Source organism: Hamadaea sp. NPDC050747 (assembly GCF_040654195.1).
Classification (GTDB): Bacteria; Actinomycetota; Actinomycetes; order Mycobacteriales; family Micromonosporaceae; genus Hamadaea.
The window spans coordinates 66,301-78,210 of record NZ_JBFAHM010000024.1 but is presented as its reverse complement, the minus strand read 5'-3'; the positions used below and the strand labels follow the sequence as shown (position 1 = coordinate 78,210).

10 protein-coding genes and 2 pseudogenes are annotated in these 11,910 nt (G+C 72.0%); 11 read left to right on the top strand and 1 reads right to left on the bottom strand.

The genetic code is table 11. The annotated features are described in order from the left end of the window. Positions 1-807, bottom strand: a pseudogene (locus tag AB0H43_RS37735) (hypothetical protein); the annotation flags it as partial. Here AB0H43_RS37735 and AB0H43_RS37730 point away from each other — a divergent pair. The 11 genes and pseudogenes from AB0H43_RS37730 to AB0H43_RS37680 all read left to right on the top strand — a co-directional run bounded on the left by AB0H43_RS37730 (position 763) and on the right by AB0H43_RS37680 (position 11,896). Then, a complete protein-coding gene (locus tag AB0H43_RS37730; protein WP_360008124.1) occupies positions 763-1,806 on the top strand; it encodes a tetratricopeptide repeat protein in 1,044 nt (347 codons plus the stop codon). The pseudogene AB0H43_RS37735 and the gene AB0H43_RS37730 overlap by 45 nt on opposite strands. Positions 1,807-1,818: 12 nt before the next feature. Beyond that, positions 1,819-2,619, top strand: a pseudogene (locus tag AB0H43_RS37725) (HAD-IIA family hydrolase); the annotation flags it as partial. Positions 2,620-2,743: 124 nt separating this feature from the next. Then, positions 2,744-3,334, top strand: coding sequence for a phasin family protein (locus AB0H43_RS37720; RefSeq protein ID WP_360008111.1), 591 nt, complete (start codon positions 2,744-2,746; stop codon positions 3,332-3,334). Further along, complete coding sequence (locus AB0H43_RS37715) at positions 3,331-3,537, top strand: hypothetical protein (protein WP_360008109.1); 207 nt, start codon at positions 3,331-3,333, stop codon at positions 3,535-3,537. The genes AB0H43_RS37720 and AB0H43_RS37715 overlap by 4 nt, the downstream gene beginning before the upstream one ends. 10 nt (positions 3,538-3,547) lie before the next feature. Continuing rightward, positions 3,548-4,387, top strand: a complete 840-nt coding sequence (locus AB0H43_RS37710) for a TlyA family RNA methyltransferase (RefSeq protein ID WP_360008106.1) — start codon at positions 3,548-3,550, stop codon at positions 4,385-4,387. Beyond that, positions 4,380-5,267 carry an NAD kinase gene (locus tag AB0H43_RS37705; RefSeq protein WP_360008104.1) on the top strand — a complete coding sequence of 296 codons (888 nt, stop codon included), beginning with the start codon at positions 4,380-4,382 and terminating at the stop codon, positions 5,265-5,267. Before AB0H43_RS37710 ends, AB0H43_RS37705 begins: the two co-directional genes overlap by 8 nt. Before the next feature lie 79 nt (positions 5,268-5,346). After that, positions 5,347-7,089: a DNA repair protein RecN gene (recN, locus tag AB0H43_RS37700; RefSeq protein ID WP_360008101.1), complete on the top strand. Its 1,743-nt coding sequence runs from the start codon at positions 5,347-5,349 to the stop codon at positions 7,087-7,089. A 233-nt stretch (positions 7,090-7,322) separates the two neighbouring features. Continuing rightward, entirely contained in the window at positions 7,323-8,501 is a 1,179-nt protein-coding gene (gene steA, locus AB0H43_RS37695) for a putative cytokinetic ring protein SteA (protein WP_360008098.1), read from the top strand. Positions 8,502-8,513: 12 nt separating this feature from the next. Further along, positions 8,514-9,443 carry a copper transporter gene (locus tag AB0H43_RS37690; RefSeq protein ID WP_360008096.1) on the top strand — a complete coding sequence of 310 codons (930 nt, stop codon included), beginning with the start codon at positions 8,514-8,516 and terminating at the stop codon, positions 9,441-9,443. 2 nt (positions 9,444-9,445) lie between these two features. Continuing rightward, positions 9,446-10,333, top strand: coding sequence for a hypothetical protein (locus AB0H43_RS37685; RefSeq protein ID WP_360008093.1), 888 nt, complete (start codon positions 9,446-9,448; stop codon positions 10,331-10,333). A gap of 6 nt (positions 10,334-10,339) precedes the next feature. Beyond that, positions 10,340-11,896: a lipid II flippase MurJ gene (locus tag AB0H43_RS37680; RefSeq protein ID WP_360008091.1), complete on the top strand. Its 1,557-nt coding sequence runs from the start codon at positions 10,340-10,342 to the stop codon at positions 11,894-11,896. Positions 11,897-11,910 lie beyond the last annotated feature (14 nt).

Genomic DNA, 11,910 nt, shown 5'->3' with positions numbered 1-11,910 from the left:
GAGGGTGGCTTCCGCAGTGACCGTCCCCAGCGGGATGGCGGCTACCGGCGTGACGACCGCGAGGGCGGGTTCCGTGGTGGCGACCGCCCCCAGCGCGATGGCGGCTTCCGTGGCGGAGATCGGCCGCAGCGCGATGGTGGGTTCCGTGGTGACCGGCCGCAGCGCGATGGTGGTTTCCGCGGTGGCGACCGTCCCCAGCGTGACGGCGGGTTCCAGGGTGGACAGCGCCGTGAGGGTGGCTTCCGCAGTGACCGTCCCCAGCGGGATGGCGGCTACCGGCGTGACGACCGCGAGGGCGGGTTCCGCGGTGGCGATCGGCCGCAGCGTGACGGCGGCTTCCGTGGCGGCGACCGTGATGGTGGCTTCCGTGGTGGTGACCGTCCCCAGCGCGATGGTGGGTTCCGTGGCGGCGACCGCGACGGTGGTTTCCGTGGTGGCGACCGTGGCCCGCGTCGAGACTTCGGCGACCGCCGTGAGGGTGGCTTCCGGGGTGGCGATCGGGACGGCGGCTTCCGGGGTGACCGGGACCGTGGCGACCGGGGTGGCTACGGCGACCGTCGTGAGGGCGGCTTCCGCGACCGCGAGGGTGGTTTCCGTGACCGCGAGGAGCGCCCGGTCGGGGCCGACGAGGGCACCGAGGCCGCGTACGCGGAAGGCGGGCGTACGGAGACCGGGTATGCCGGGGATCGGGAGCGCCAGCAGGGTCCGGAGATCCCCGAGGACATCCAGGCCGACGAGCTGGACACCGAGATCCGCGCCGAGCTGCTGACGCTTGCCCGTCCGGTCGCTGAGCGCGTCGCCCGGCACCTGGTGGCCACCGGTTACCTGATCGATGAGGACGCGCCGCTGGCGCTTGAGCACGCCATCGCCGCCCGGCGGCTGGCCTCCCGGATCGCCTCCGTGCGCGAGGCGGTCGGGCTGGCGGCGTACCGGGCCGGGGAGTGGCAGACCGCGATCTCGGAGCTGCGCACTTATCAGCGCCTGACGGGTCGGCAGACGCATCTGGCGGTGCTCGCCGACTGCGAGCGGGCGCTGGGCCGGCCGGAGAAGGCCGTGGACATGTTCCGCGCGGCCGACCGGGCCAAGCTGACTCAGACGGAGGCGATCGAGCTGCTCATCGTCGCCGCCGGTGCCCGGGGCGACCTCGGCCAGAAGGACGCGGCGGTCGCCATGCTCCAGGTTCGGGAGCTGACCACCGACGGCGGCGAGCCGTGGACCGCGCGACTGCGGTACGCGTACGCCGACGCGCTGCTCGGTGCGGGCCGGACCGAGGAGGCCCGGGAGTGGTTCTCCCGTGCGGTCGAGGCCGACGAGGAGGGCGACACCGACGCGGCCGAGCGGCTGCTCGAACTCGACGGCGTCAACCTGGAGGACGACGACCAGGAAGACGACCAGGAAGACGACGAGGACGAGGGCGACGAGTCCGATGAGGACGCCGACGAGTCCGATGAGGACGAGTCCGATGAGGACGAGGACTACGACGACGAAGACGACGACCGCGAAGACGACGAAGACGACGAAGACCGGGACGACGAAGACGACGACGAAGACCGGGACGACGAAGACGACGACGATTACGAGGACGACGACGACTTCGACGACGAGGAAGACGACGACGAGGACTCCGACGGCTACGAGGACGAGGACGACGAGTCCGATGAGGACGACGAGGACGAGTCCAGCCGTGGGGCCGACGACGCCGTGGACGACGAGGACGACGACGAGATCGACGCCGACGCCCGTCCGGCGGAGCAGCCCGGGGATCGCCCGGCGGCCGGCTCCGAGTCCGGCGAGCAGCGTCCCTGATCGGCGCGGCGCGTGAGCGTGACATCGGCCGGGCGGCTGGTTGACGCGTACGACCTGGTCATCCTGGACCTGGACGGCGTCGTCTTCCTCATCGACCGGCCGATTCCCGGTGCGGTGGAAACGGTCGGCCGGTTGCGGGCCGGCGGCGTACCCGTGGTGTTCGCGACCAACAACGCGTCCCGCCGTGCGGGCGAGGTCGCGGACCTGTTGTCGGGGATGGGCGTGGCCGCGAGCGCCGCCGAGGTCTTGACCTCCGCGGGCGCCGCGGCCGCCACCCTGGCCGGACGGTTCCCGGCGGACTCGCCGGTGCTCGTGGTCGGCGCGGAGGCGTTGCGCGACGAGGTACGCGAGGCCGGGCTGCGTCTGGTCGAGGGCGCGGACGACAAGCCGGTGGCGGTCGTGCAGGGCTACGGGCCGGAGGTGGGCTGGCGGCAGCTGGCCGAGGCGTCCCTGGCGATCCGGGCGGGGGCGCTGTGGGTCGCCACGAACACCGACCGGACGTTGCCGAGCCCGCGTGGGCCTTTGCCGGGCAACGGTTCTCTCGTGTCGGTCATCGCGACCGCGCTGGACCGTAAGCCCGATCTGGTGATCGGCAAGCCGGAGCCGGGCCTGTTCGAGACGGCCGCCCGGCTGACCGGCGCCCAGCGGCCGCTCGTGGTGGGCGACCGATTGGACACTGACATCGCGGGCGCTCGCCGAGCGGGAGTCGACAGCCTGCTGGTCCTGACCGGCGTGAGCAGTCGCGCCGACGTCGAGCAGACGGCGCCGGAGCTGCGCCCGACGCACATCGCCGACGATCTCACAGCCCTCTTCGCCGTCACGTCCAGCGCCGAACGGTAGTTTGGTTCCTGTTGGGCGGCTTCCGCCGTCCACCCATGGACTTGTCGCGCCGGCCGTCCCGGGCAGAACGGCGGCGCGTGGACGAAAGGAGCGGGCGATGGCCGACGCATGGCGGTCGTACCTCGAGATGGCCTACGGGCTCACCAAGACGTCGCGGAAGAAGGCGGAGAAGGCCGTCCGCGAGATCGTCGGCAAGGGCAACGCCAAGGCCGGCGAGCTGCAGACGATGGCCGAGGACCTCATGGCCAGCGCCGACGCCAACCGGGCCGCGGTCACCAAGCTGGTGCAGACCGAGCTGGACAAGGCGCTCGGCCGGGTCGGGCTGGTCAAGGCGGAGGAAGTGACCGAGCTTCGCCAGCGGGTCGACGAGCTGGAGGCGAAGCTCGCCGCCGCGGAGTCCGCCTCAGGTTCGGCTTCGGCTTCGGTGAAGGCTTCCGCGCCCGCGAAGAAGACGGTGGCCAAGAAGACCGTGGCGAAGAAGACCGCCGCGGCCGCCACGCCGGTGGAGACGGTGCTGGCCGAGGAGGAGAAGCTGGGTCCGGCCAAGGCTGAGCCCGCTGCGGCGAAGAAGACGGCGTCCGCGCCGGCTCCCGCGAAGAAGACCGCGGCCAAGCAGACCGCAGCCAAGAAGACCGTGGCGAAGAAGACGGTGGCCAAGAAGGCGCCTGCCAAGAAGGCCGCTCAGTGACCTCGGTGGAACCGGACTTCGAGGCCGAGCCGGACTACGGCCGCGCCGGCGACGCGCCCGGCGCGACCGGCCACCGCGCCGTCGACGCGGCGCTGAAGTCCCTGGAGAACGCCGCCGAGCTGCCCGTGGGGGAGCAGATCGCGGCGTACGAGGCGGCGCATCGCACGCTGCGCGAGACGCTGTCCACCATCGACGACGCCTGAGCGGAGCACCATGGCACGACGACTGCGCCTCGACGCGGAACTGGTCCGCCGTGGGCTCGCCCGGTCCCGCGAGCAGGCCGCCGCGCTGGTCGAGGCCGGGCGGGTCGAGGTCCGCGGTCAGGTCGCCCGCAAGGTGGCGGCGATGGTCGACACCGCTGATCCGGTACGCGTGACGGGGGCGGACGTCGCCGACGAGTACGTCTCCCGGGGCGGGCACAAGCTGGCGGGCGCCCTGGACGCGTTCATGCCGAAGGGGCTGGTCGTCGAAGGGCGGCGCTGCCTGGACGCGGGCGCGTCCACCGGTGGCTTCACCGACGTGCTGCTGCGCCGGGGTGCGGCGCACGTCGCGGCGGTGGACGTCGGCTACGGGCAGATCGCGTGGTCGCTGCGTACGGACGACCGGGTGACCGTCATCGAACGGACGAACGTGCGTACGCTGACGCCGGACGTGATCGACGGGCCGGTCGGGCTGACCGTCGCCGACCTCTCGTTCATCTCGTTGCGGCTCGTGCTGCCGGCCCTGGCCGCGTGCACCGACGGCGACCTCGCCCTGATGGTGAAGCCCCAGTTCGAGGTGGGCAAGGAGCGGGTGGGCGCCGGCGGTGTGGTCCGCGATCCGGCGCTGCGGGCCGAAGCCGTGGTGGACGTCGCGCGTACGGGGTGGGATCTTGGTCTGGGCGTCGCCGGTGTGGTCGCCTCGCCGCTGCCCGGCCCGTCGGGCAACATCGAGTTCTTCCTCTGGTTCCGCTCCGACGCCCCACCGGTCGACCCCGAGGAGGTCGCCCGGGTGGCCGGTGTGTCACATTCGGAGGTGTCGGAATCGGGTGGGGAGGGCGGCGCTGATGGCTGAGCGGCGGGACGCGCTGCTGGTGACGCATACCGGGCGCAAGGATTCCACCGAGCACGCCCGGACGGTCGCGGCCGACCTGCTCGCGGCCGGCTTCGGCGTACGCGTCGTGGAGGAGGAGGCCGAGGATCTCGACCTGCCCGGCGTGACCCCCGTGTGCGGCCCCGAGGCGGCCGCCGGGACCGAGATCGTCTTCGCCCTCGGCGGCGACGGCACGTTCCTGCGCGCGGCCGAGCTGGCCCGTCCCTACGGCGCTCCGCTGCTGGGGATCAATCTGGGCCGGGTCGGCTTCCTCGCCGAGGCGGAGATCCACGACCTCGATCAGGCGGTCCGGAATGTCGTCGCCCGTGAGTACACGGTGGACGAACGGTTGACCCTGGACGTCACCGCCGAGCTGGGCGAGATCGAGCTGGCCCGCTCCTGGGCGCTCAACGAGGTCAGCGTCGAGAAGAACGCCCGCGAGCGGATGCTGGAGCTGCTCGTCGACGTCGACGGCCGGCCGCTGTCGCGGTACGGCTGCGACGGGGTGGTCTGCGCGACGCCGACGGGGTCCACGGCGTACGCGTTCTCGGCGGGCGGCCCGGTCGTCTGGCCCGAGGTCGAAGCCCTGCTGCTGGTCCCGATCAGCGCGCACGCGCTGTTCAGCCGCCCGCTGGTGACCGCGCCGACCTCCACGTTCGTGATCACAGTGGAGCCCTACACCACGGGCGCGCTGCTTTGCTGCGACGGTCGCCGGACGTTCGACCTGCCGCCGGGCGCGCGGGTCACCGTCCGTCGAGGAGAGCTGCCCGTACGCGTCGTCCGGCTGCGCCCGCGCCCGTTCACCGACCGGCTGGTGGCCAAGTTCGAGCTGCCCGTCGTCGGCTGGCGCGGCCAGGCCTGACCCCTGTTCACCTGGTGTTATCACGGGCCGCAACGCCCGGCGGGTGACACCGTCGTACGCCTGAACTAATCTCTGTGTCGTGCTGGAGGAGTTGCGCATCACCGGCCTCGGGGTCATCGAGGACACGACTCTGCCACTGACCCGTGGCATGAACGTGATCACCGGTGAGACCGGTGCCGGCAAGACTATGGTCGTGACCGGCCTGGGCCTGCTCTTCGGCGGGCGGGCCGACGCCGGGCGGGTGCGCTCCGAACCGGGGCGGGCCATCGTGGAGGGCCGCCTGCGGCTGCCCACCCAGACCGCGGCCGCCGTCGCCGCGCGCGTCGCGGACGCGGGCGCCGAGGCCGACGACGACGGCAGCTGGCTGCTCAACCGGACGGTGACCGTCGAGGGCCGATCGCGGGCGCATGTCGGCGGGCGCTCGGTGCCGGTCAGCCTGCTCGGCGAGATCGGGGAGCAGGTGCTCGCCGTCCACGGCCAGTCCGATCAGCTGCGGCTGCTGCGTCCGGCGGAGCAGCGCGCGTCGCTCGACCGGTTCGCCGGTCCCGAGCACGAGAAGCTGCTGACGGAGTTCCGCGAGCTGCATACGGCGTGGCGCCGGGCTGAGGACGACCTCGCCGACCGCCGCCGCAACGCCCGCGAACGCAGCCAGGAGGCCGATCTGCTGCGTCTCGGGCTCGACGAGATCACCCGGGTCGACCCGCAGGCCGGCGAGGACGACGAGCTGCGGATCGAGGCCCAGCGCCTGGAGCACGCGGAGGGGCTGCGTACGGCCGCCAGCACGGCGCATCACGCGATTTCCAGCGAGGATGAGGCGGAGGACGCCAACAGCCTCCTCAACGCCGCCCGGCGCAGCCTGGAGGCGCAGTCGACGGTCGACCCGGTGCTGGGTGAGCTGGCCGCGCGTCTGGAAGAGGCTGCCACCCTGCTGGCCGACGTCTCGGTCGAGTTGTCCACCTATCTCGCCAGCCTCGACGCTGATCCCGACCGGCTGCAGGCCATCTACGAGCGCCGGGCCGCACTGCGGGGCCTGACCCGCAAATACGCCGACGACGTCGACGGGGTCATCGCCTGGGCCGACCGAGCCCGGACGCGCCTGGCCGACCTCGACGTCTCCGACGAGGCGCTGGAGGAGCTGGATCGGGAGCGCCTGCGGCTGGCCGGTGAGGTCGCCGTGGCCGCCGCCAAGGTGCGCGCCGCCCGTATCGCCGCCGCCGGGACCTTCGCCGAACAGGTCACGGTGGAACTCGCCGGGCTCGCCATGCCGCACGCCCGGGTGGAGTTCGTGGTGTCGGCGCGTACGCCGGGCCGGGGCGAGCCGTCGCTGGTCGTCGACGGGGCAGAGGCCGGGGTGACCGCCGACGGCGCCGACGAGGTCGAGCTGCGCCTGATCGCCCACCCGGGCGCGCCGGCGCTGCCGCTGCAGCGGGGTGCCTCCGGTGGTGAGCTTTCCCGGGTGATGCTGGCGATCGAGGTGGTGTTCGCCGGTGTCGGTGGACCCCCGACGCTGGTCTTCGACGAGGTCGACTCGGGTGTCGGCGGCACCGCCGCGGTCGAGATCGGCAAGCGCCTGGCTCGCCTCGCGCGCAGCCATCAGGTGCTGGTCGTCACGCACCTGCCTCAGGTGGCCGCGTTCGCCGACCGGCATCTGGTGGTGGCCAAGGACACCGGTGGCGCGATCACGACGAGCGGCGTACGCGTCGTCGAGGAGACCGAACGGTCCCGCGAACTGGCCCGGATGCTCGCCGGGCTGCCGGACAGCGATCTGGGCATCGCGCACGCCGAGGAGTTGCTCGCCGTGGCCGCCCGGGAACGCGCGTAGTTTCGGCGGCTTCCGTGATCAGGGGAAGTTTTGTGGCGTTATAGCGGCGCGGAATCGACGCTGATCATGAATTGAGCCCCGGCGGGTCGGGTAAAGCGTGCGAGCGACCCGACAAATCGGACTTGTGACAGGGTGACTCCGGCCCGTCTGCCCGCGCGGGAGAAACCCTGGCCACTACCGTGATCAGCATGTCGAGTAGGCGATCAAGGCGCTGGCATGCCAGGATGGCCCCGATGCGTCTACCCACCTTGCGCCGGTCCCGGGGCGCCGAACCGGGCACGATCATCGGCACCGCACGGCTCGATCGACGGACCAAACGGCTCGTCGGACGGCTGCGCGCGGGCGATCTAGCGGTCATCGATCATGTCGACATCGACCGCGTCGCGGCCGATGCTCTGGTCGCGGTGGGCGTCGGTGCGGTGCTGAACGCCAAGCCGTCGATCTCCGGCCGCTATCCGAACCTCGGTCCGCAGGTGCTGATCGAGGCTGGTGTTCTGCTCCTCGACGACCTGGGCGAGGGCATCTTCCAGAATGTGCGCGAAGGCGACGAGCTGCGGATCGAGGGGAACACCGTCTTCCTCGGCGACGAGCCGGTCGCGCACGGCATCCGGCAGGACGCCGAGACCGTGGCGAAGTCCATGGTGGACGCCCGGGAGGGTCTGTCCGTGCAGTTGGAGGCGTTCGCCGCCAACACCATGGAGTATCTGAAGCAGGAGCGGGATCTGCTCCTGGACGGCGTCGGCGTGCCCGAGGTCGTCACCCAGGTCGCCGGGCGTCACTGCCTGATCGTGGTCCGGGGCTACGACTACAAAGCGGACCTGGACGTGCTGCGGCCGTACATCCGCGAGTTCAAGCCGGTGCTGATCGGGGTGGACGGCGGAGCGGACGCGCTGGTCGAGGCGGGCTACACGCCCGACATGATCATCGGCGACATGGACTCGGTCTCCGACGACGTGCTGCGGTGCGGCGCCGAGGTGATCGTCCACGCGTACCCGGACGGGCGGGCGCCGGGCCTGGCCCGGATGCACCAGCTCGGTGTGCCGGCGATCACCTTCCCGGCCGCGGCGACCAGCGAGGACATCGCGATGCTGCTGGCCGACGAGAAGGGTGCCTCGCTCATCGTGGCGGTCGGCACGCACGCGACGCTCGTCGAGTTCCTCGACAAGGGCCGGGGCGGCATGGCGTCGACCTTCCTGACGCGACTGCGCATCGGCGGCAAGCTCGTCGACGCCAAGGGCGTCAGCCGGCTCTACCGGCAGAGCATCTCCGGCTCGTCACTGCTGCTCCTGGTGCTTTCGGCGATCGCGGCGATGGCGGCGGCGGTGGCCGTCTCCACGGTAGGCAAGGCTTATCTCGCTGTGGTCGCGGAGTGGTGGGACAATCTCATGTTCCAAGTGCAGCGGCTGTTCTAGGGATACGGGATCGTGATCAACTTCAGGTACCACGTCGTGTCGCTCACGGCGGTCTTTCTCGCGCTGGCCATCGGCCTGGTCGTCGGGACGGCGGCGCTCAACGGGCCGGCGGCCGACGCCCTGAACGAGACGGTGAACTCGCTGCGCAAGTCCAACAGCCAGCTGCGGGACCAGTTGGACGGGCTGGCGGTGGAGCAGAACCGCAAGGACGACTACGTCGCGGAATCCGCTCCGTATCTGCTGACCGGCAAGCTGACCTCGCGCCGGATCGTCATCGTCGTCATGCCGTCCGGGCGGGAGTTCGTGGACGGCGTCACCAAGCAGCTGACCGCCGCGGGCGCGAAGGTCACCGGCACGGTGGCGCTGAACGACAAGTTCACCGACCCGTCGAACGACAGCGAGCTGATGGAGCTGGCGGAGAACGCGTTGCCGCCGAGCGTCCCGGCCACCGCGCTACCGTCCAGCAGCGACGCCCAGGAGCTGGCGAGCACGCTGCTCTCCGCGGTGCTGATGGACCGGACGCCTCCGGTGGCGGCGGCCGACATGAACTCGGTGCTGACCGCGTTCAACAAGGCCGGATACCTCAGTGTGGACGGCAAGGTCACCGGGCCGGCCGAGGCGGCCGTGATCATCTCGGGCATGCCCTACACCGACACGTCGGCGTCGGACAAGAATGCCAATGTGCAGACCACCGTCGTGCAGTTCGACAAGGCCGGACCGGTCGTGGTGGCCGGGGTCCTCGGCGGTGACGGCAACGTCATCTCGGGCGTACGCGCGGATCCGGCGCTGGTGAAGTCGGTGTCGACTGTGGACGACGCCAACACCGCGCAGGGTCAGGTCGTGTCCGCCTTGGCGGCCTGGGAGCAATTGGTGGTCGGCAAGACGGGGCAGTACGGCGTCGGCTCCGGCGCGACCTCGCTCATGCCGAAGATGCCCGCCTGATCATGGGGGTCGGGCGGATTCTGGGCCGGCTGGCGCTGGCCGGTGCGGGTGCGGTGGCGGCGCAGGGGATTCAGCGCGCGCTGCGAGCTTCGAGCCTGTCGAAGGATCTCGAGCGGACCAACTTCCGGGGCAGCACGGTGAATCTCGCCGGCGGACCGGCGCTGGCGGTCAGCGCCGCCGTGACGAGCGCCGCCGGGGCGCCGACCGGGCGGGCGGCGACCGCGGCACTGGTCGCCGGGCTCGGGTCGGGTGCGGTCGGGTTCTACGACGACGTGGTCGGCGTACGCCCGGAGCACAAGGCCAAGGGTTTCCGAGGGCACCTGGGTGCGCTGCGAGAGGGCCGTGTGACCAGCGGTTTCGTGAAGATCGCCGGAGTAGGTGCGGCCGGGCTGGCGGCCTCCGCTCTGCTGACGCGCTCGCGTGGCCGGGGCGCGGTGACCACGGTGATCGACACCGCCCTCGGGGCAGGCGTGATCGCGGGTGCGGCCAACCTGTTCAATTTGCTCGACCTACGTCCGGGCCGCGCGCTCAAGGCCGGCGTGCTCGCCGGTACGCCGTTGGCCGGTGGCACGACGGGCGGCCTGGTCGCCGGGCCGCTCGGTGCGGTGGCGGGCAGTCTGCCGCCGGATCTGGCCGAGGAGACGATGCTCGGTGACTGTGGGGCCAACGCCCTCGGCGCGGTGCTCGGCACGGCGTACGCGGCGCGTACCGGGCCGGTGGGGCGGTTCGCCGCGCTGGCGGTGCTGGCCGGGCTGACCGCGGCGAGCGAGAAGGTCAGCTTCACGAAGGTCATCGAGAGGACTCCCGGTCTCCGGGAGCTCGACGCGTTCGGCCGGATGAAAGCCGATAAACCAGACATTCAGGTCGAGAAGCTGCCGATCGACGATTAGCCGACGATGAGCCGAATAGCCCGCGCCGCCACCCTCATAGCGGTGCTCACCGTCGTCAGCCGCGTGGTCGGGTTCGCCCGGACCTGGGTGCTGACCTTGTCGGTGGGCCAGACCGACCTCGGCAGCGTCTACGCCAGCGCCAACGCCATCCCGAACATCATCTTCGAGATCGTCGCCGGGGGCGCGATGGCGGCGCTCGTCGTGCCGTTGCTGGCCGGCGCGGTCGCCAACGGCGACGTCCGGGCGGTGTCGCGTACGGCGTCGGCGCTGCTCACCTGGGTGCTGGCCGGTCTGATCCCGTTGGCCGTGCTCGTGGCCGTCGGCGCCGACTGGGTCATCCGGCTCGTCGCCGGGCGCGACTGGACGCCGGAGCAGTACGAGACCGGGGCGCTCATGCTGCGGATCTTCGCCGTCCAGATCCCGCTCTACGGCATCGGGGTGGTGCTCATCGGCGTACTGCAGGCGCATCGGAAGTTCGCCTGGCCGGTCATCGCGCCCCTGCTCTCCAGCGTCGTCGTGATCACGGCGTACGCCCTCTTCGCGGCGCACGACGGAGCGCGGGCGGATCTCGCCCAGGCGACCCGGACGGGTGTGCTGATCCTGGCGGTCGGCACGACGCTCGGCGTGGTGGTGCTCAGCGGGTGCCTGCTCATCCCGCTGCGCAGCCTGCGGCTGAGACTGCGGCCGTCGTGGCAGATCGACCATCCGGATGTGAAAGGGCTTGCCGTCAGCGGCCTGCTCACGGTGGCGTTTCAGCAGCTGGCCCTGATCGTGGCGCTACGGCTGGCCAACGGCACGGGGGCGGACGGCACCGCGCTCGTCTTCACCGTCGCCCAGACCGTGTTCCTGCTGCCCTGGGCGGTGCTCGCGGTACCGGCGGCGACGGCGGCCTACCCGGCGCTGGCGGAGTCGGCGGCGACCGGCCGGCTGTCGGCGTACAACCAGACCTTGGCGACCACCGCGCGAGCCGTGACCTTGCTGAGCTGCCTGGGTGTCGCGTTGCTGGCCGGAGTGGCCGGGCCGGCGGCCGCGTTCCTCTCGGCGGGTGCCGACCCGAGCGGGCTGGCCTGGGGCATCGCCGCATTCGCACCGGGCCTGCTGGGCTACGGCCTGGCGGCGTTGCTCAGCCGTGCGCTGTACGCCCGCAGCGGCCAGCGGGCCGCCGCGATCGCCTTCGGCCTGGGCTGGGGCAGCGCCGCCGTCGCGATGCCGATCCTGGCCGCGGTCCTGCCGGAGTCCGCCCGGGTCGCCGCGCTGGGCCTGGGCACCTCGGTCGGGCTGACCGTGCTGGGCCTGGTCCTGGTGATCGTGCTGCGGCGCACCGGTGCGACAATGCCCGGGTTGACCCGGGCCGCCGCCGCCGGGCTCCTCGCGGCGGCATTCGGCGCGGCCGCGGGCAACGGCGTGCGCTGGCTCGCCGGCGGGCTTCCGTCGGGGGTGGGTGCGATCATCGGTCTCGGAGTGGCGGCCGGGGCGGCGGTGGTCGTGGTCTTCGTGGCCGTGCTGCTGCCGCTGGACGGCGGCGACGCGCGGGCACTGGTTCGCCGGTTCGCCCGGCGCTGACCGGCGGCCACGCG

Excerpts from the sequence above, each read along its gene's own strand:
- AB0H43_RS37720 (WP_360008111.1), top strand. The coding sequence starts at position 2,744 with ATGGCCGACGCATGGCGGTCGTACCTCGAGATGGCCTACGGGCTCACC.
- AB0H43_RS37710 (WP_360008106.1), top strand. The coding sequence starts at position 3,548 with ATGGCACGACGACTGCGCCTCGACGCGGAACTGGTCCGCCGTGGGCTC.
- AB0H43_RS37705 (WP_360008104.1), top strand. The coding sequence starts at position 4,380 with ATGGCTGAGCGGCGGGACGCGCTGCTGGTGACGCATACCGGGCGCAAG.
- steA (WP_360008098.1), top strand. The coding sequence starts at position 7,323 with ATGCGTCTACCCACCTTGCGCCGGTCCCGGGGCGCCGAACCGGGCACG.
- AB0H43_RS37685 (WP_360008093.1), top strand. The coding sequence starts at position 9,446 with ATGGGGGTCGGGCGGATTCTGGGCCGGCTGGCGCTGGCCGGTGCGGGT.
- AB0H43_RS37680 (WP_360008091.1), top strand. The coding sequence starts at position 10,340 with ATGAGCCGAATAGCCCGCGCCGCCACCCTCATAGCGGTGCTCACCGTC.